The sequence below is a fragment of the Nocardia seriolae NBRC 15557 genome (genome assembly GCF_007990715.1).
Taxonomy (GTDB): Bacteria; Actinomycetota; Actinomycetes; order Mycobacteriales; family Mycobacteriaceae; genus Nocardia; species Nocardia seriolae.
Genome location: NZ_BJWY01000013.1, coordinates 20,581 through 40,017, shown reverse-complemented (window position 1 = coordinate 40,017; position 19,437 = coordinate 20,581). Strand labels below are relative to the sequence as shown.

Annotated in this window: 16 protein-coding genes and 1 pseudogene; 10 read left to right on the top strand and 7 right to left on the bottom strand. The window is 69.0% G+C overall.

The features are described 5' to 3' along the window. Nucleotides 1–63: 63 nt before the first annotated feature. Nucleotides 64–1,998 carry a glycoside hydrolase family 15 protein gene (locus NS2_RS06500; protein ID WP_045436616.1) on the bottom strand — a complete coding sequence of 645 codons (1,935 nt, stop codon included), beginning with the start codon at nucleotides 1,996–1,998 and terminating at the stop codon, nucleotides 64–66. A 202-nt stretch (nucleotides 1,999–2,200) separates the two neighbouring features. Here NS2_RS06500 and NS2_RS06495 point away from each other — a divergent pair, with 202 nt between their 5' ends. Next, nucleotides 2,201–2,515: a hypothetical protein gene (locus NS2_RS06495; protein ID WP_045436596.1), complete on the top strand. Its 315-nt coding sequence runs from the start codon at nucleotides 2,201–2,203 to the stop codon at nucleotides 2,513–2,515. Nucleotides 2,516–2,564: 49 nt separating this feature from the next. Then, nucleotides 2,565–2,822 (top strand): hypothetical protein, encoded by a 258-nt coding sequence (locus tag NS2_RS06490; RefSeq protein ID WP_143161415.1) that lies wholly within the window; start codon nucleotides 2,565–2,567, stop codon nucleotides 2,820–2,822. Here the strand turns inward: NS2_RS06490 and NS2_RS06485 are convergent. Then, entirely contained in the window at nucleotides 2,819–3,862 is a 1,044-nt protein-coding gene (locus NS2_RS06485; RefSeq protein ID WP_033086452.1) for a M48 family metallopeptidase, read from the bottom strand. The two genes, NS2_RS06490 and NS2_RS06485, sit on opposite strands and share 4 nt — an antisense overlap. A 145-nt stretch (nucleotides 3,863–4,007) precedes the next feature. Between NS2_RS06485 and NS2_RS38360 the strand changes: the two genes are divergently transcribed. The 6 genes from NS2_RS38360 to NS2_RS06460 all read left to right on the top strand — a co-directional run bounded on the left by NS2_RS38360 (nucleotide 4,008) and on the right by NS2_RS06460 (nucleotide 9,778). Next, complete coding sequence (locus NS2_RS38360; RefSeq protein WP_310736047.1) at nucleotides 4,008–4,097, top strand: Ms4533A family Cys-rich leader peptide; 90 nt, start codon at nucleotides 4,008–4,010, stop codon at nucleotides 4,095–4,097. A gap of 191 nt (nucleotides 4,098–4,288) precedes the next feature. Next, a complete protein-coding gene (locus NS2_RS06480) occupies nucleotides 4,289–5,326 on the top strand; it encodes a sulfate ABC transporter substrate-binding protein (RefSeq protein WP_033086453.1) in 1,038 nt (345 codons plus the stop codon). A gap of 35 nt (nucleotides 5,327–5,361) precedes the next feature. After that, nucleotides 5,362–6,264 carry a sulfate ABC transporter permease subunit CysT gene (cysT, locus tag NS2_RS06475; RefSeq protein WP_033086454.1) on the top strand — a complete coding sequence of 301 codons (903 nt, stop codon included), beginning with the start codon at nucleotides 5,362–5,364 and terminating at the stop codon, nucleotides 6,262–6,264. After that, complete coding sequence (gene cysW / locus NS2_RS06470; RefSeq protein WP_033086455.1) at nucleotides 6,264–7,073, top strand: sulfate ABC transporter permease subunit CysW; 810 nt, start codon at nucleotides 6,264–6,266, stop codon at nucleotides 7,071–7,073. Before cysT ends, cysW begins: the two co-directional genes overlap by 1 nt. Next, complete coding sequence (locus NS2_RS06465) at nucleotides 7,070–8,065, top strand: sulfate/molybdate ABC transporter ATP-binding protein (RefSeq protein ID WP_033086456.1); 996 nt, start codon at nucleotides 7,070–7,072, stop codon at nucleotides 8,063–8,065. Before cysW ends, NS2_RS06465 begins: the two co-directional genes overlap by 4 nt. A 150-nt stretch (nucleotides 8,066–8,215) precedes the next feature. Then, nucleotides 8,216–9,778 carry a flavin-containing monooxygenase gene (locus NS2_RS06460; protein ID WP_033086457.1) on the top strand — a complete coding sequence of 521 codons (1,563 nt, stop codon included), beginning with the start codon at nucleotides 8,216–8,218 and terminating at the stop codon, nucleotides 9,776–9,778. On the opposite strand, the gene NS2_RS06455 is transcribed toward NS2_RS06460, so the two are convergent. From NS2_RS06455 to NS2_RS06440, 4 genes are all read right to left on the bottom strand, one after another. Continuing rightward, nucleotides 9,770–12,973, bottom strand: coding sequence for an acetyl-CoA carboxylase family protein (locus NS2_RS06455; protein ID WP_033086458.1), 3,204 nt, complete (start codon nucleotides 12,971–12,973; stop codon nucleotides 9,770–9,772). The two genes, NS2_RS06460 and NS2_RS06455, sit on opposite strands and share 9 nt — an antisense overlap. 34 nt (nucleotides 12,974–13,007) lie before the next feature. Beyond that, nucleotides 13,008–13,421 (bottom strand): nuclear transport factor 2 family protein, encoded by a 414-nt coding sequence (locus tag NS2_RS06450; RefSeq protein ID WP_033086459.1) that lies wholly within the window; start codon nucleotides 13,419–13,421, stop codon nucleotides 13,008–13,010. A 60-nt stretch (nucleotides 13,422–13,481) separates the two neighbouring features. After that, complete coding sequence (locus NS2_RS06445) at nucleotides 13,482–13,802, bottom strand: hypothetical protein (RefSeq protein ID WP_143161414.1); 321 nt, start codon at nucleotides 13,800–13,802, stop codon at nucleotides 13,482–13,484. Nucleotides 13,803–14,025: 223 nt separating this feature from the next. After that, nucleotides 14,026–15,195, bottom strand: a complete 1,170-nt coding sequence (locus NS2_RS06440) for a CobW family GTP-binding protein (RefSeq protein WP_081985719.1) — start codon at nucleotides 15,193–15,195, stop codon at nucleotides 14,026–14,028. A gap of 112 nt (nucleotides 15,196–15,307) precedes the next feature. On the opposite strand from NS2_RS06440, the gene NS2_RS06435 reads away from it, so the two are divergent. Continuing rightward, entirely contained in the window at nucleotides 15,308–16,927 is a 1,620-nt protein-coding gene (locus NS2_RS06435) for a PucR family transcriptional regulator (protein WP_147207107.1), read from the top strand. Here NS2_RS06435 and pucL read toward each other — a convergent pair. Continuing rightward, entirely contained in the window at nucleotides 16,909–17,829 is a 921-nt protein-coding gene (gene pucL, locus NS2_RS06430; RefSeq protein WP_033086461.1) for a factor-independent urate hydroxylase, read from the bottom strand. The genes NS2_RS06435 and pucL overlap by 19 nt on opposite strands. 209 nt (nucleotides 17,830–18,038) lie before the next feature. Here pucL and NS2_RS06425 point away from each other — a divergent pair. Further along, nucleotides 18,039–19,411 (top strand): annotated as a pseudogene (locus tag NS2_RS06425) (uracil-xanthine permease family protein). Nucleotides 19,412–19,437 lie beyond the last annotated feature (26 nt).

Here is a 19,437-nt window from a genome sequence, read left to right as displayed (position 1 = left end):
CGTACGGAAAGGAAGTCGGCCGTCGAAAGCGGCCGACTTCTTTCGTCCGGCGTCTTCTTTCGTTCAGCGTCCCGGATGCGCCGGGCTGAAGTGGCTGGCGCTGCGCGACTCCTCGGCCCTGATCACGTGCATGACCGCGTTGATCAACGCCAGGTGGGTGAACGCCTGCGGGAAGTTGCCCAGGTGCCGCCCGGTGCGCGAGTCGATCTCCTCGGCGTAGAGCTTGAGCGGGCTGGCATAGCCGAGCAGCCGCTCGCACAGCTGCCGGGCACGTTGCAGCTCACCGATTTCCACCAGTGCCGACACCAGCCAGAACGAGCAGATGGTGAACGAGCCCTCCGCGCCGGACAGGCCGTCGTCGGTGGTCTCGGTGCGGTAGCGCAGCACCAGGCCGTTCTCGGTGAGGTCGTCGGCGATGGCCAGCACGGTGGCCCGCACCCGGTGGTCGGTGGGCGGCAGGAAGCGGGTCAGCACCACCAGCAGCAGGGAGGCGTCGAGGCTGTCGCTGCCGTAGCTCTGGGTGAACACGCCCGCGGAGTTGACGCCGTGGTCGAGGATGTCGGCGCGGACCTCCTCGGCGAGGTCGTGCCATTTCTTGGCGTAGTCGAATTCCCCGTGCAGCTCGGCCAGTTTCGCGCCGCGGTCCAGCGCCACCCAGCACATCACCTTGGACGAGGTGAAGTGCTGCGGCTCGCCGCGCACCTCCCAGATGCCGCGATCGGGCTTGCGCCAGTTCTCGATCGCCGCCTGCACCTGCCGTTCCAGCATGGGCCACAAGGTCTCCGGCACCTGCTGCCGCGATTTCACGTGCAGGTAAACCGAATCCAGGATGGTGCCCCAGACATCGTGCTGTTCCTGGTTGTACGCGCCGTTGCCGATGCGCACGGGTTGCGCGCCGTCATAGCCGGACAGGTGGGGGAGTTCGGATTCGGTGATCTCGCGCTCGCCGCCGATGCCGTAGAGCACCTGCAGCGGAACGGCATTCCCATTGCCGTCGGTGGCCACATCGTGCAGGAAGGCGAAGAAGTCGTCGGCCTCCCGGTCCAGGCCCATGGTGTAGAGGCCCCACAGCGCGAAGCTGGAGTCGCGCACCCAGGTGTAGCGGTAGTCCCAGTTGCGTTCCCCGCCCGGGGTTTCCGGCAGCGAGGTGGTGGCGGCCGCCAGCAGCGCCCCGGTCGGCGCGTAGGTGAGGCCCTTGAGGGTCAGCGCGCTGCGTTGCAGATAGCCGCGCCACGGATGATCGGGGAAGCGCCCCAGAGTGATCCACTGCCGCCAGCATTCGGTGGTCTGCCACATCTTCTCCGCCGCCTCGGCGAAGGTGCGCGGCGGCGGCAGGTCCGACCAGGACAGTGCGACGAAGACCTCGTCGCCCTCCTTCATCCGGGTGCGCGCCCGCGCCTCCCGGCCCTCCAGGCCCAGCCGCAGATTGGTATTGAGGGTCAATGGCGGGCAGCCCTCGATATCGCAGGTGGCGCTGGCCTGTTCGTACACGTCGCCGCTGTAGTGCCAGACGGCCGGGCCGCGATGGTAGTCGAAGGCGGGCTCGCAGCTCATCTCCAGCTCGACCACGCCGTTCACGCATTTCACCGTGCGCAGCAGGATGTGCTCGGCATCCCAGTCCATGGGGGTGCGCTTGTGGGTGCGGCTGCGCGAGCGGTTGTTGTGCCACGGGCCCAGCACCAGCGCGTCGCGCACGATGAGCCAGCCGGTCTCGGTCTGCCAGGTGGTCTCCACGATCAGCCCGCCCGGCAGATACCGCCGCGCGGCAGGCACATTGCGCCCGTAGGGGCCGATGCGGAAGTGCCCGGCGCTGCGGTCGAGCATGGCCCCGAAGATGCTGGCCGAGTCCGGGCGCGGGACGCACATCCACTCCACCGAGCCATTGCGGGCGATGAGGCAGTTGGTCTCGCAGTCGGACAGGAAGGCGTAGTCGTCGATGGGGGGAAACACCGAGTGATGCATGCCACCGGTGGGGGAGGGCAGGAAGCTGTCCGACATCGACGGGTCGGCGGGCAACAGGGGGTCGCGAGGGGCGTCTACCTCGGGAGGATCGTCGAAATCGGTGCCGGGATCAACGCCGAGCTCACTGCCGAGCGGCCGGTCCATGGACTCCGGTTCGTCGTACGACTCCATACCCAACATCATGTGTCCGGACGGCCCGAATCGTCCACCATCCGCCATTCGGCCTAGGCTGGGGTCCGTGCATGCGATTGCAAATTGGTGGGACAGCGTCGAACTGTGGGTGGCAGGTCTGCCCTTCGTTCCCCAGTTCGCGGTGGTGCTGGCCGCCATGGTGCCGGTCTGCCTGGCCATCGCCTACCTGCTCGACCGGACGCTGCGAGTGGTGCTGCACGTGCTGGGCCGCGACCGGGTCGCCGCCCGGGAGGCCGCGGTCCCCGCGCGCAGCCGCGCCGCATCCGGAAGGAAGCCGCCTGAGATGCCTCGCTCCCGTGTCCAGCTTGCCCTGATCGCACTTCTTGTTCTCGTAGTCGTCGCCTGGTTGTTCACTCGCTGAGCGGGTTTCGGTACCGCTGCGGCGAATTCTCCGCGTACTGTGCAGACCCATGTCAACAACCGATGAAGGTCTGGAAGTGGAGACGCTGTTGTCCGAAGAGGACTTCGACGACGAGCCCCGTCTGATCGCCACCCACTACTGCGGCCCCGACGAGGCCCTCGAAATGGTGAAGGCCGCCCAGCTGCTGGGTCTGGGCGTCCGCCTGAGCAACCGCATCCGCCCCGACGAGGAGGACGCCGAGAGCGCCACCGAGGAGTGGCTGCTCGACATCTTCGAGACCCCGCCGGTCGTCGACCCCGAGGACTAGTCGTCGGATCCGCGGATCCGCTTGCCCAGTTTCGACAGTGTTTCGCTGACTTCCTGACCCACCGTGCCGACCGTCTCGCCGAAGTCCCGGCCCAGGTTGCGCACGGTGCGGATCAGGGGGTCTGCGGACTGCTCGAAATTCTCCCGGTACGACCGTGCGGCGTGCTTGATCTCCTCGCTGATCCGAACGTCCTTGTCCTGATCCCGGCGCGGGTATCGGCCGTCGAGGATGCGGTCGTAGTCGCCGCTGGCGATCCAGCGCCGCAGCTCCGCCGCCCGCAGCACCGAGAACGGGTGGGTCTGCAATTCCAGGTTCAGCAGTTTGAGCACCCCGTCGCGCAGGTCGCCCGCCCGGTCGTAGTCGTCGGCCTGGGCCAGGAAGGCGGCGTGGCTCATCTGGTCCACCCGCGACCCGCCCGCCAGCTTCATGTGCACCCGGACCGAGGCCTCCACGTCCTGCCCGGCCAGCAGCCCGGCCCGGTCGCCGGAGAGCTCGGACTTGCGGCTCCACTCCAGCAGCGCCGCCACGATCGCGCGCAATGCCCAGCCGCCCACCGGCATCCAGCCGATATTGGCCGCCAGCCGCATCAGATGCATGAGCATGGTCCGGTAGACCGCGTGCCCGGACAGCGCGTGCCCGAGCTCGTGGCCGACCACGAACCGCAGCTCCTCGGCGTCGAGCAGATCCAGCAGCCCGGTGGTGAGCACGATGAAGGGCCGGTCCATGCCGATGGTGAAGGCATTGGCCTCCGGGTGCTGCAGCACGAACATCTCCGGCGTGCGCTGCGCGTCCAGGATCCTGACCGCGTCCACGCGCAGCTGATGGATATTGGCGAACTGCCGCTCGTCCACCCGCACCGCGGTCGCCAGGTACATGAGCCGGTGCTGGCGTTCCTGCAGCAGCCCCGACAGGGTGCGCAGCAGGGTGTCGAATCCGCTCAGCTGCCGCAGCCCGACCAGCGCGGTGCGGTCGGCGGGATGCTCCCAGGCGCGGGTGGAGATGCCGGGGAACTCCCGGCGGATGCGAGCGGGTGTGGTCATGTGTTCCCCCGTTGGTGTCAGCAGGCGATGCGGCATCGGGCCGCCCGGATACAGTCTGCCGCGTCGGGCCAGGGTTGTGCTCGAGTCGATTTCAACCCCCGTTCCGAATTCGCGGCCTGACGTGCCGCTCTGCTAAGGTCGCGGCGTGTCATCGAGTGTTCTCCCCCGGGTCCGCCATGAATTGGCGTTGATCGCTGTGGGCTGCCTCGCGGTCGCTGACATCCACTGTCGCTGATCGCCGATCGGGCACTGCTGCACGTCTGAGTAGACTTGGCGCGCACATTTTTCGCAGTTCGTGTTCGTTTCCCCGGCGGCCTCAGGGCCGGAGCGCCACCGTCGCGTGATTCTCGCGGCGGGTCTACGGCAGCACGTTCATTTCCGCCGGTCGATGTTCCCACCGGTGGATCGCCCGAAAGGTCCACGCCGATGTCCCGCAGTGCTCGCTTCTCTCGCCGAACCACCTTCGCCGTCGCCCTGACCGTGGTTGCCGCCACCGTGAGCACCGCGTGCAGCGGTGGTTCCAGCGACACCAAGGACGGCGGCGCGGCCGGCGGGGGCGGCGGCAATATCAACCTGTTCGCCTACTCGGTGGCGAAAGCCGCCTACGACAAGGTGATTCCGGTCTACAACAAGACCGACGCGGGTAAGGGCACCCAGTTCCAGGCCTCGTACGGCCCCTCGGGCGATCAGTCCCGCAAGGTGAAGGACGGGGCCGAGGCCGACGTGGTGAGCTTCTCCGTCGCGCCCGACATCACCCGCCTGGTGGATGCCGGTCTGGTCGACGCCGGCTGGAATGCCGACGCCAACAAGGGCGTGCCGTTCGGTTCGGTGGTGGCCATCGCGGTCCGCAAGAACAATCCGAAGGGCATCAAGAGCTGGGACGACCTGCTCAAGCCGGGCGTCGACGTCGTGACCCCCAACCCGTTCTCCTCGGGTTCGGCCAAGTGGAACCTGCTGGCCCCCTACGCCGCCAAGAGCGAGGGCGGCAAGAACCCGCAGGCCGGTCTGGACTACCTGACCCAGCTGCTCACCCACGTGCACGTGCAGCCCAAGTCGGGCCGCGAGGCCACCGACGCCTTCCTGCAGGGCACCGGCGACGTGCTGATCAGCTACGAGAACGAGGCCATCTTCTCCGAGACCAAGGGCGACCCGATCGAGCACATCGTGCCCGACACCACCTTCCGCATCGACAACCCGGTCGCGGTGCTGAAGAACGCCAAGAATCTCAAGCAGGCCACCGCCTTCCGCGACTTCCTCTACACCAAGGATGCCCAGGAGGCGTTCGCCTCGGCCGGTTTCCGCCCGGTCGATCCGCAGGTGCGCGCGGACCACGTCAAGGACTTCCCGACCCCGGGCAAGCTGTACACCATCGACGACCTGGGTGGCTGGAAGGCCGTGGACAAGGAGCTGTTCGCGCCCAACACCGGCTCGGTGGCACAGATCTACGACAAGGCCACCAAGTAGCCGGGTGACCTGGGACACAAGCGATACTCGAAACCGTGAGTGACAGCAGTTCGAGCGCCGGGATCGATCATGATCCCGGCGTTTCGGTAGACGACAACCCCCGCCGACCGGCGGGCCCGGGCCGGATCCGGTCCTGGCTGCGGGTGAGCGGATCGGTGGGTACGCTCGGCATCGGCACGTCGGTGCTGTGGCTCAGCATCATCGTGCTGCTGCCGCTGGCCGCGTTGACCGCCAAGTCCTTCGAGGACGGCTGGTCCGGGTTCTGGGACGCCATCACCGCGCCCGGCGCGCTGGACGCGCTGAAGGTGACCGTCTTCGTGTCGATCATCGTCACGTTGATCAATGTGGTGATGGGCACGCTCATCGCGTGGGTGCTGGTGCGCGACGAATTCCCGGGCAAGGGCTTCGTGAACGCGCTCATCGACCTGCCCTTCGCACTGCCGACCATCGTGGCCAGCATCGTGCTGCTGGCGCTGTACGGTCCGCAGTCGCCGTTCGACATCCACCTCAACGCCACCCAGCCGGGTCTGGTGGTGGCGCTGGCGTTCGTGACGCTGCCGTTCGTGGTGCGCTCGGTGCAGCCGGTGCTCATCGAGGCCGACAAGGATGTGGAGCAGGCGGCCGCGTCACTGGGCGCGGACAACCTGACCACCTTCCGGACCATCGTGCTGCCGACGCTGGCCCCGGCCATCGTGAGCGGTTCGGGTCTGGCCTTCGCACGCGCCATCGGCGAGTACGGCTCGGTGGTGCTGATCGGCGGCGGCATTCCGAAGAAGACGCAGATGGCCTCGCAGTACATCCAGCAGCAGATCGAGGTGGACCGCCCGGTCAACGCCGCCGCGGTTTCGGTGGCGCTGCTGGCGATTTCGCTGGTGACCCTGTTCGTCCTGCGCGTCACGTCGGACCGGCTGGCGCGCAAGGAACGGGAGGCGGCCTGATGAAACTCGGCTTCTGGACCAGGATCTCGCTGCGCACGGTGGCGCTGTCGTATCTGTTCGTGCTGCTCGTGGTGCCGCTGGGCATCATTCTGTGGCGCACCTTCGAGCGCGGATTCGGCGCGTTCTTCGACTCGATCTCCACGCCCGCCGCGATCTCGGCGTTCAATCTGACCATCACCATCGTCGCGATCACGGTGCCGGTGAACGTCATCTTCGGCGTGATCATCGCGCTGGCCCTGGTGCGCGGGCGCTTCCCCGGCCGCAATCTGCTGCAGGCCGTGGTGGATCTGCCGATGGCGACTTCGCCCGTCGTGGTGGGTGTTTCACTGATCCTGCTGTGGGGCGCGAACGGCTGGTTCGGCGGGCTCGACCACAACGGCTTGAAGATCATCTTCAATCTGCCGGGCATGATCATCGCCACCATCTTCGTGACGCTGCCGTTCGTGGTGCGCGAGGTGGAGCCGGTGTTGCACGAGATCGGCGACGATCAGGAGCAGGCCGCGGCCACCCTGGGCGCGTCGGGCTGGCAGACGTTCTGGCGCATCACGCTCCCGGCCATCCGCTGGGGCCTGACCTACGGCATCGTGCTGACCGTGGCCCGCGCGCTGGGCGAATTCGGCGCGGTGATCATGGTGTCCACCGGTCTGCCCGGCAAGTCGCAGACGCTCACCCTGCTGGTGAACGGGCGATACGTCAACGACCACAACACCTTCGGCGCGTACTGCGCGGCGACCCTGCTCATGGGCATCGCCCTCGTTGTTCTTCTGCTCATGACCCTCCTAGAACGCAAGCGGGGCACTGCCAAATGATCACCGTGACCAATGCGAACAAGCATTACGGCACCTTCGCCGCGCTCGACAATGTCAGCCTCGACATCCCCTCGGGCGCGCTGACCGCGCTGCTGGGTCCGTCGGGTTCGGGCAAGTCGACGCTGCTGCGCTCGATCGCCGGGCTGGAGACCCTCGACAGCGGCGTGGTCACCATCGCCGAGCGCGACGTCACCAATGTGTCGCCGCAGAAGCGCGATATCGGTTTCGTGTTCCAGCACTACGCCGCGTTCAAGCACATGACGGTCCGCGACAATGTGGCCTTCGGGCTCAAGATCCGCAAGCGGCCCAAGCCCGAGATCAAGAAGAAGGTCGACGACCTGCTCGAGATCGTCGGCCTCGACGGCTTCCAGCACCGCTATCCGGCACAGCTTTCCGGCGGTCAGCGTCAGCGCATGGCCCTGGCCCGGGCGCTGGCGGTGGATCCGCAGGTGCTGCTGCTGGACGAGCCGTTCGGCGCGCTGGACGCGAAAGTCCGTGCGGACCTGCGCACCTGGCTGCGGCGGCTGCACGAGGAGGTGCACGTCACCACCGTGCTGGTCACCCACGACCAGGAGGAGGCCCTGGACGTGGCCGACCGCATCGCGGTCATGAACAAGGGCCGCATCGAGCAGATCGGCAGCCCGGAGGACGTGTACGACCGGCCGGCCAACGAGTTCGTCATGTCGTTCCTGGGCGCGGTGGCCAAGCTGAACGGACATCTGGTGCGGCCGCACGACATTCGCGTCGGACGCGATCCCAGCATGGCGCTGGCCGCGCACGAGGGCACCGCGCAGTCCGCCGGTGTCACCCGGGCCACGGTGGGGCGGGTCGTGCAGCTCGGCTTCGAGGTGCGCGTGGAGCTGCGCAACGCGGCGACCGGTGACCTGTTCACCGCGCAGGTGACCCGCGGTGACGCCGCGGCGCTGCACCTGGCCGAGGGCGAGACCGTCTATGCCCGTGCCACCCGGATTCCGGAGCTCCCGGTCTCGTAAGTTCGTCCCGTTTAAGCGATTTCGGCGGGAAGTCACGACACGCCCAGCTGAGTAGCGGTTTGGCGAGTCGCCTCGAGCCGTGTACGCCGGACCGCGCGCTGCCGTAGCGTGTGGCCGGGAAACGTGCAGGTCCCGAGGGGACAATCGAACGTGACGAGTACGGGTGGCAAGCGCGTCGGCATCATCGGCGCGGGCATCGCGGGGTTGGTGACCGCGAAGGTCATGCGAGACGACGGATTCGAGGTCGTCGTTTTCGACAAGGAGGACGCGGCCGGCGGCGTCTGGATCGCGGCGCGCACCTATCCGGGCTTACGCACCAATAATTCCCGGGACACCTACGCCTACACCGATCACCCGTACCCGGAGTCGGCCGATGTGTTCCCCACCGCCGCGCAGGTGCGCGAGTACCTGGCCTCGTATGTCGAGCGGTTCGGACTGACCCCGCTGCTGCGGCTGTCCACCGAGGTGATCCGGGTGTCGGAGGCCGACGGCGGGTTCGAGCTGAAGGTCTGCGGCCCGGACGGGGTCGAGGACCTGCGCTTCGATTTCGTGGTGGTGTGCGCGGGGGTGTTCTCGGCGCCGCGGCTTCCGGAAATCGCGGGTGCCGGGGAATTCGGTGGCGCGCTGCTGCATTCGAGCCAGGCGATCGACCCGGCGGTGTTCGAGGGCAAGCGGGTGGTCGTGGTCGGGGCCGGGAAGTCGGCGCTGGACTGCGCGGCGTGGGCGGGGGAGCACGCGCGGGAGTGCTCGCTGGTGTTCCGCAAGGCCCATCCCATGCTGCCGCGGTTCATGCCCGGCGGGGCGCCATCGGATCGGGTCATCTTGAACCGGTTCACCGAATCGTTCTTCCGATATCACCGGCAGAGCCGGATCGAACGGTTTCTGCACGGGCCGGGCCAGGGGATCACCGACCGGTACTGGCGGGTCATGTCGGCGTTTCTGCGGTTCCTGCTGCGCTCGCCCAAGGCCATGACGCCCGACGCGCCGCTGCCCGCGGGCATCGAGAATCTCGGGGTGAGCGACGAGTTCTTCCGGATGGCCCGGCGCGGGCGAATCGCCTTGCGGCGCGGCAGTATCGCGGCGTTCTCCGGGGACACCGCGGTCGAGCTGGCCGACGGGCAGCGGCTCGACGCCGATGTCGTCGTCTTCGCCACCGGCTGGCGGCAGGAGCTGGAATTCCTTGCGCCCGAACTGGAGAAGACGGTGCGGGTCGAGAGCCGGTTCCAGCTCTACCGCCACATCCTGCCGCCGACCCTGCCGCGGCTGGGCTTCATCGGCTACGGGTCCTCCGACGCCTGCCAGCTCAGCGCGGAGGTCTCGGCGCACTGGCTGTCCCAGCACTTCCTGGGCGAGCTGACGCTGCCGAAGGCCGATGACATGCACGGCGAGATCGCGCGGGTCGGCAAGTGGCTGGGCGAGGTCATGCCCGCGCGGCCGGAGGGCTATTACCTCGGTCCCTATCTGACGCACCACATCGATGAGCTGATGCGCGATATGGGCCTGCCGGTGCGCAGGACCGACAACTTCGTGTCCGAATACTTCGACACGGTGCTGCCGGGCCGCTATGCCGATCTCGCCGAGGAACGCCTACAGGTCCGGGTGCGCGGGTCGCGCCGCCGACGGTATGTGAGCGCCGGTCGGTCCCTGACCGGGGTCGCGGCGCTCACCATGGCATATGCCTGCTACCGGAAGTATCGCGGCCGATCAGCGTAGCGTGGCCAGCCAGCGGCGGGTGTCGGCCGGGTCGATGACATCGTCGAGTTCGAGAACCGTTGCGGCCGTGAGCGCCTTGCCGCTGTCGTAGGCGGCCTTGACCAGGGCGTCGAAGGCCGCCTGCCGCTGTGCCGGATCCTCGATGGCGGCCAGTTCCTTGGCGAAGCCCAGCCGCACCGCGCCTTCCAGGCCCATGCCGCCGATTTCGCCTGTCGGCCAGGCGATCACGAAGCGGGGCGCGCGGAAGGAGCCCGCCGCCATGGCCGGTGCGCCCAGGCCGTAACCCTTGCGCAGGATGACCGTGCCGAACGGGACCTCGAGGGCGGCGGAGTCGATGAACAGGCGGCTGAACTTGGTGACGGTGGCCTCCTTCTCGGCATCGGGGCCGACCATGAAACCCGGTGTGTCGCACAGGGAGACGATGGGCAGGCCGTGTGCGCCGCAGAGCTGGAGGAAGGCCGAGAGCTTGTCGGCGGCGGGTGCGTCGATCGCGCCGCCGAGGTGATGGCAGTCGTTGGCGATGAGGCCGAAGGGGCGGCCCTCGACGCGGACCAGGGCGGTCACGACGCCGACGCCCCAGTCGCGACGCAGCTCCAGGGACGAGCCGAGATCCACGACGGATTCGATGGCGGCGCGGATGTCATAGGCGTGCAGCCGGTTCTCCGGCACCACGTGCCGGGCCAGGCGCGGATCCGGGGCCTCCCAATCATCCACGGCCCCTTGGAAATACGAGAGGTAGCGGCGAGCCACGGCCACCGCCTCGGCCTCGTCGGCGGCGACCACGTGGATCACGCCGTTGCGGCGCTGCACCTCGACGGGCCCGATGTCCTCCGGCGCGTACACCCCCAGCCCGCCGCCCTCGATCATGGCCGGACCGCCCATCCCGATATTGGCGTCGGGGGTGGCGATCACGACGTCGCACATGCCCAGCAGTGCGGCGTTCCCCGCGAAGCAGCGGCCCGACACGATGCCGATCAGCGGCACCTTGCCCGACAGTGCGCCCATCGCCCGGAAGGTGGTGACATCCAGCCCCGAAATGCCGCCGTGATCGGTGTCGCCGGGCCGCCCGCCGCCGCCCTCGGTGAAGAAGACCACCGGAAGCCGTTGCTCGCGAGCCAGTTCCAGCATCCGATCGGTCTTGGCGTGATTGCGCATGCCCTGGGTACCGGCCAGCACCGTGTAGTCGGAGGACATGATCAGCGCCCGCGCCCGATCCGGTCCGAACCGATCGGCGTTGACCGTGGCCAGGCCCGCGATCAGGCCATCGGCGGGGGTGTTCGCGATCAGATCCTCGAGGCTGCGGCGACTGCGTTGCGCGGCGACCGCCAACGCGCCGTACTCCACGAAGCTCTCCGGATCGACCAGATCGGTGATGTTCTCCCGGGCGGTGCGCCGCCCGAGCCGATGCCGTTTCGCGACGGCTGTCTCACGCCGGGCATCGAGGGTGGTCTCGTGCCGGGTCAGCACCTCGGCGAGATCGGCGCGTACCGAATCCAGGTCCACCACGGTCGATTCCGTGGCCGGGCCGTCGTGATCGGCGGCCACCCAGGTGACCAGCACGGCGTGCGGGTCGACCACATCGCCCGGCGCGACGGCATGCCTGAGCACCCGCAGCGGTTCGGTCGCGCGCAGCACGTGCTGCATCTTCATCGCTTCCAGCACCGCGACCTCGGCCCCCGCGGCGAGCACGATGCCCGGTTCGGCCAGCGAGACGACGGTCGCGCCCATCGGGGACCGCAGCGGTTGTTCGCCCTCGGCCGGTTCGAATTCGGCGGTGGGCACAACGGGCGTGGAGTCCGTCGGCCGGGGCGGGGTGGCGTCCTCGAAAGTCTCTGCGCGCGAGCGCAAGTCGTCGAGTCGCTGTTCGAACCAATCGGTGGTCACCACGGTCGTCCCGCCCCGCTCGCGCAGTTCGGCGAGTACGGCGCGCAGCAGGTGCAGGTTGGTGTCGACGCCCTCGATCACCGTTTCCGCGAGCGCGTCCGAGCACCGGCGCAGCGCCGCCTCGTGGGTCGGTGCGTGCGTGATGATCTTCGCGAGCAGCGAATCGAACCGCACCCCTTGGCGCATACCCACCCGGGCGGCGGTGTCCACGCGCACGCCCGCGCCGGTCGGGGCGTCGAAGCGGCCGAGCACACCCGTGCTGGGCAGCACGGTGCCGTCGGCCGCGAGCAGTTCGGCGTTCACCCGCGCCTGCACGGCGTAGCCGCGGGTCTCGTTCTTGGGCAGATCGAGTTCGGCCAAGGTCGCGCCCTGTGCCAGCTCCAGTTGCAGCGCAACGAGATCCACCCCGGTCACCGCCTCGGTCACGGTGTGCTCGACCTGGAGCCGCGGATTCACCTCCAGGAACCAGACATTCGTGCCCTCGACCAGGAACTCCACTGTGATGACGCCACGGCAGCCCACCGCCTCGGCGATGAGCACCGCCTCCCGCTGGACCCGATCCCGTACCGCCGCGGGCAGATCCGGGGCGGGCGCGATCTCGACGAGCTTCTGCCGTCGCCGCTGCACACTGCAATCCCGGTCACCCAACGCGACCGCCGCGACTCCGTCCGCCACCACCTGCACCTCGATGTGCCGCGCCCGGGTCACCAGCGCCTCGGCGTACACGCGATCGTCCCCGAACCCGGCCAGCGCCTCGGCCCGGCAGCGTTCGACGGCCTCGGCCACCCGGGCCGGATCGGTCACGGACCGCATGCCGCGCCCGCCGCCGCCCGCCGCGGCCTTGACCATGACGCCGTCGGGATGATCGGCGAGCAGGGCCGCGATCTCGTCGGCCCCGGCTCCGGCGGGCGTCGCGGGCAGCACGGTGACCCCGGCCCGTTCGGCGGCCGCGCGGGCCGCGACCTTGTCCCCGAAGATTCCCAGCACCTCTGGCGACGGCCCGACGAAGGTCAGCCCCGCCGCCGCACACGCGGCAGCGAATTCGGCGCTCTCACTGAGGAATCCGTACCCGGGATGCACCAGCGCGCCCGGCCCGCATTCGGCCGCCGCCGCCGCGGCGACCACCGCCGCCACATCCAGATAACCCGCCGCACCGCTGCCCGGCAGCCCGAGCGCGCGCTCGGCGAGCCGCACCGCCAGGCTCCCGCTGTCCTCGCCGGTGTGCATCACCGCCGTCTCGTACCCGAGTTCCCGCGCCGTCCGCACCACCCGGACCGCGACCTCACCACGATTCGCAACCACTACTCGCACGCCGCCAGGCTATGGCACGAATCACGGTGGGCGGTCAGAACTTCGTGACGTAGCAGTCGTAGTTGCGTTGCTCGGCGATCAGTCCGTCCCGGATGGTGAGAAAGGTGGCGATCTCCGCCCGCAGCTGTGCGCCGGGCTCCAGCGCACCCAGCGCGACCGCCAGCGTGCCGGTCCAGGTGACCTCCAGCGCCACATCCTCGCCGGTGGCCACGGCTCGGTGAATGTCGAAGTGCTGCTCGCGGATCACCTGCTGTCCGCGCTCGGCGGCCGCGAGAATCCCGGCGAGGTCGCGGGTCGCGCCGTTCGGCAGCAGGGCGTTCGGCAGTTCGCGGTGGACGGCGTCGGGGTGGAAGAAGCGAGCGAGGTCTTCGCCGGTGGCACCGGCGGCGACGGCCTCGTGATAGCGGACGGCCAGCTCGATGTTCGGATGATCCGGAAGCGCGGTCACTCGGCCAGTCAATCACGGCGGTGATCGACGGTGGGGATATGTTCGGGGCATGCATTGGGATCAGATGACGGCTACGCCCGGCGCGCTGCGGACCGCGGCGGCACGACTGCGGCGGGGTGTGGGGCAGCTGGAAATCCTGGCGCGGATTATCGAGGCGGCGGAGGGGCCCTGGCTGGGGGCCATGGATTCCGATGGGCGGGGGACCGCCGAGTTGCGGATGCATCTGGCGGGGAAGTACCGGTTCACCGCGGTGGTGACGAGTATGGGGAAGCTGGCGCTGGCGGAGATGAATTCGCCGGGGCGGGGGAAGCGTGCGGAGCTGGTGCTGTCCACCAAGGCCGCGCAGCGCAAGGGGTTCGACAATCCCAAGGACGTGCCCAAGCCGCAGGAGTGGGTGGATTACGTGGTCGGCTGGGTGAAGTACGCCAGCGCCGAGGTCGGCCGCCGCGATGTGGTGGAGTGGCAGCTCAAGGGCGCGGATCAGCGGCTGGCGGCGATGAACGAGAGCGTCGAGACCATGCGGGCCGCGCTGGTCGAGCGCGAGCAGATGCGCGATGAGCTGGCGGCCGAGGTCGCCGAGCTGCGGGCGGAGTTCGAGGCCGAGTCAGCCCTCGCCGACAAGCGCGTCGTCGGTGGCGGCAGTGTCGCGGTCGGCCGAGACACCGCGGTCGGCCAGGACACCGCGGTCGTCGGAGATGCCGCCGTCCTCGACGACGTAGCGCCAGACGGGGAGCAGGGCGTGGTCGTCGAGGGGGTCGACGGCGAGGTGGGCGGTGGCGCGGAGGCGGTCGAGGACGGCGGGCTCGTCGAGGCCGGAGCCGATCAGGACCAGGTTGCTGACCCGGGGTTCGTGGCGGGTCCAGGCGGTGGGCTCGATGATGATGTGGCGGCCGACCATGTGCAGCACGAACTTTCGCGGGTCGTCGGGGACGGCGAAGGCGAGCACGCCCTTGGCGCGGAACAGGCCGGCGGGCGGATCCTCCAGTAGCGCAATGAGTTCGCGCGGATTCAGGTCCGTGTCGGAGGTGAAGGCGACGCTGTCGTAGGCGTCGTGCAGGTGGCGGTGGTCGCGGCAGTCGCCGTCGTGACTGCACTCGTGGTCGTCGCCGTGCTCGTGATGCTCGTCGTGCAGCAGCTCGTCGAAGCTGAGCTGTTCACCGACCCGGGGTTCGTGCGGCGCGCGGGCGGGGACGTCGAACAGCAGGCCGGGGTCGATGCGCCCGTGGCTGGTCGCGTACACCGGGACCTGCCCGACCAGTTCGGTGATCTCGGTCCGCAGCCGTTCCAAGGCATCGGTTTCGACGCGGTCGGCCTTGTTCAGCACCACCAGATCCGCCATGCGCAGGTGCGTCGCCAGCTCCGGGTGCAGCTCGCGGCTGTCGGGGAAGTGCTCGGCATCGACCACCTCGACCAGCCCGCCGTAGCGGATGCGCGGATTGTCGCTGTTCACCACCATGCGAATGAGATTGCGCGGCTCGGCCAGTCCGCTGGCCTCCACCATGATGACGTCGATCTTCTGCCTGGGATGGGCCAGCCGGTCGAACAGTTCGTCCAGTTCGCTCACGTCCACCGCGCAGCACACGCAGCCGTTGCCGAGCGACACCATGGCGTCGACCTGCCCGGCCACCAGCATGGCGTCGATATTCACCGCGCCGAAGTCGTTGACCACCACCCCGATCCGCGTGTTCCGCGACCGCAGCAGCCGGTTGAGCAGCGTCGTCTTCCCGGCACCGAGGAATCCGGCCACGCTCAGGACAGGGATACGCCGACTCATCCCGACCACCCTACCGATGGCGCGTGAGGCGGCCGCAGCATGTATGAAACCGGGTGGAAATACCGGAGTTCTACCGTGACGGACTAGTCGAACCGACCACGGGAGGTGCGCCGTGCGGGTGCGGGACATTCTCGATGCGCCGCAATTGCGAATGCGGTTGCTGCACGGGAACGCGGGGGAGTTGGATCGGCCGGTGGCTCGGATCTGCGCGACGGACATGCCGGATCCACGCCCGTTCGTGACTCCGGGGGCGCTGGTGTGCACGGGTCTGATCTGGCGGCAGGAACCCACGGATTCCGAGCGGTATGTCGGAATGCTGGCGGGCGCGGGCGTCGCCGGGGTGGTGGCCGGGCAGGCGCTGCACGGGCATGTGCCCGAGGACGTGGTCGCCGCCTGCGAACGCCACGGTCTGCCGCTGCTGTCGGCCCCGCAGAGCGTGCCGTTCAGCCGGATCATCGAATACCTCGCCGAACAGGCCGCCGAGGTGCGCTGGCGACGGGTGCAATCGCGCGCCGACCGGCAGCGCCGGCTGCTGACGGCGGTCGCCGCCGGGGCCGGGATCGAGACCCTGGTCGCGGATTTCGCTGCCGAGCAGCAGGTTTCGGCGTGGCTGGTGACCTCGACCGGGACGGTGATCGCGGGCACCTCGGATCTGGGCGAGGACGAGATCAACCGCATTGTCGCCACCGCCCTGACCGCGCCGCGCCTGCCCGCCGTCACCACCGGCGCGATGCGGGTGCTGCAGGTCGGCGCGGGCGATCGAATCACCGCCTGGTACCTGGTGATCCGGCCGTCCGCCCCCGAACTCGATCCCTTCGGCACGGATCTGGCCGCGGTCGCCGAACTCTATCGTCAGCGCCGCGCCGACCGGCAGCATCTGGACTGGGAACTGGCCGACCGGTTCCCGGTGCCGTTCGCCGAGCGGGCCGATGGCGGCGATGTGGCCGTCGTGTGCGAGATACACGCGGCCGAGGGCGCTCTCGGCATGGCGATGAAAAATGATGCGCAGCAGCGGCGCTCGCTGCCCGGCGGGGTGGCGGGTGCCATCGATCGGGCGGGTGCACCCGTGAACGGCGCGGATGTCACCGCCCCACAGCATGTTTCGGGCTGGACGGATACGGCGGCCGGTTTGTCGGCGGTGCGCGCCGCGCTGCACGACGCGCTGCCCGCGATCGTCACCTCGGTCGACCGGGAGGGCCGGGTGGTCGGGGTGACCGGCGGGACACAGGACGAGATCGCCACCGTCATCCGGCAGCGCATCGGCCGAATCGCGGCCGCGCTCACCGAGATTCGCCTGGCCATCGGCGTCGGCGCCCGCCAGCCGGAGGAGACCCTGGCCGGGGCGATCGGCGCGGCGGCCGCGGCCGCCACCGCCGCCCGCGACGACACCGCGCCGGTCAGCATGCGGGTGGCCGATATCGATACCGCCGTCGGGCTGCTCACCGCGGTCCCGGGCGGCCTGCAACGCCGCTTCGCCGAACGGGTGCTCGGGCCGGTGCTGGATTACGACCGGCGGCACGGGGCCGGACTGCTCGAGACCCTCGGCGTCTTCCTCGGCTGCGAGGGCTCGTGGCGGCAGGCGGCGGATCGAATGCATCTGCACCTCAATACCGTTCGCTATCGGATCGGCCGGATCGAGGAGCTGACCGGGCGTGACCTCGGGCGGCTCGACGATCGGCTGGACCTGTACCTGGCGGTGCGGACCCTGGCGGGTCAGACCGCGCCGGTGTAGGGGTCCCAGGCGATGCCGGCGTCGGGCGCGCCCTCGCGCAGCACGCTCGCCTGGATCAGGCCGTAGGGGCGGTCGTCGGCGTGGAAGACCTCGCCCTTGTTCGGAACACCGAAACGGTCGATGTCGTAGGAGAAATGGTGTTTGTTGGGCGCCGACAACCGGATCTCGGCCAGGCCCGGGTAGGCCGTCAGCGCGGCCTTGCCCATCTCGAACAGGGTCTGCTGCAAGGCTTTCGAGTGCAGCGTTGCGAAGGTCTCGACCAGGGCGGCGCGAATGCCGTGGTAGGCGGCGTCCCAATCCTCCGGCGGGGTGGCGAAGCGCCAGCGGGCGATCAGGCTGGTGGCCAGAATCCGGTCGTAGGCGGGTTCGAGAACGGTGAACGGGTCGGTCAGGAAGCCCGCGAATTCCGAGCCGGTGGACTTGAGGATCACCAGGTCCTTGACGCCGCCGATCACCCACTCGCGGCGGTCGGGGCCGGATCCGCTGACGGTGATCGCCGCGATCCGCACCTCCGGGCCGATCCGCGTCCAGGTGTGGTCGTGTTCGCCCCCGCCGACCGGAACCCGTTGCCACGCATACTCTTCGATCTCGATGCGGGCCGAGTCCACCGGCTCGATATCGTCGACGAAATGCCGGGCCAGGGCCAGCCCGTAGTCCTCGATGCTGCCCTCGCCGTGACTCTTGGCGTAGGTGTAGATGGTCTGCTTCTGCGAATCGGTGGGCAGCACCGCGCCCTGATCGCCGATGGTGTGCGCCTCGTCGAACGCGCCGCGCAGGCACGAGGAGACGTTCAGGTCCCGGATCTCGTGCCGGGCGGTATCGCGGTAGATCCGCACCACCCGGTTCTCCGCCTTGCCGTACTGGTGCGGGCCGAGCACGATCCGGCCGCCGGCTTCGCCCATGGTCGCCTCCCGTCGTCGCTGAACACGGTGTCGCTGCTGAACAAACACTGTGCCCCACTGTGGCGCACGCGGGCCGCCGCCCGGGCTGGTTCGGAAGACAAAACGCCGGAGCCCGTGGGCCCGGGGTTTCGGCACATCGGACAAATCTCCGGCGCGTCGCGACTGCCTAGCCTGACGAGTAACTGACCCGGAAGGAAGATCGGTCCATCATGACGACGACTCATCCCGTGGACACGCGGCTGCCGTGGCATCGGCTGTTGATGTTCGGCATCCAGCACGTGTTGATCATGTACACGGGATGCGTCACCGTGCCTTTGGTTTTCGGCGCGGCCGCCAAGCTCGACAAGCCCACGGTGGCCCTGCTCATCAGCCCGATCTGCTGGTGGCGGGCATTATCACGGTGGTGCAGAGCCTCGGGCTGGGCAAGCTGGCGGGCGCGAGGCTGCCGATCGTCACCGGCGCGACCTTCGTGGCCATGAGCCCGATGATCCTGATCACCAAGGACTACGGGCTGCAGGCCATGTACGGGTCCATGCTGCTGGGCGGTGTCATCGGCATCGCGCTGGCCTGGCCGTTCGCCTCGATCGTGCGGTTCTTCCCGCCGCTGGTGAGCGGGTCGGTGCTGACGGTCGTGGGCATTTCGCTGATCGGGGTGGCGGGCGGGCTCATCGTCGGCAGCGACCCCAAGGCCGCCACCTTCGCCGCACCCTCCCGGATCGCGCTGGCCGCGGGTGTGCTGGCGATCGCGGTGCTGTTCACGGTGCTGGGGCGCGGGGTGTGGTCGCAGCTGGGCATCCTGATCGCGCTCATCGTCGGCGTCGCCGTCGCCGCGCCCATGGGGCTGGTCAAGCTGGACGGGGTGTCCAAGGCGGCGTGGTTCGGTGCGCCGCATCCGTTCCACTTCGGTGCGCCGCAGTTCCCGATCACGGCCGTGGTCGCCATGGCCATCGTGATGGCCGTGGTCTTCGCCGAATCCACCGCGAGCATGCTGGCCATCGGCGAGATCGCCGGAAAGCCGCTGAGCCGCGGCGATCTGGCGCGCGGCCTGGTCGGTGACGGCCTGTCCGCCGTGCTGGGCGGCCTGTTGAACTCGTTCGTGGACACCATCTTCAACCAGAATGTCGGCGCGGTCGCCAGCACCCGCGTCTACAGCCGCTACGTCACCGCGGTCAGCGGCGCGATCCTGGTGCTGCTCGGCCTGGTGCCGCGGTTCGGAGCCCTGGTGGCCGCGGTCCCGCAGCCGGTCATCGGGGGCGTCGGCCTGATGCTGTTCGCGACGATCTCCGTGATCGGCATCGACACCCTGCGCAAGGTGGATCTCTCGGATCGCCTGAACCTCACCCTGATCGCGGTCTCCATCGGCGTCGGCCTGGTCCCGGTGCTGACCAAGGGCATGTTCGACAAGTTCCCCTCGTCGGCCCAGATTCTGCTCAACAGTGGCATAAGTCTCGCCGCCGCAACGGCTTTCACACTGAACCTGATCTTCAACCACACTGGAATCGGCGATATGGCGCGGGGCACGACGAAACCCGCACCGGCGGAACCGGATCCGGAAACCCCCGAGACCGTGCCCGCCACCTGACCCCCCTCCTCATCGGGGAAGCCGGA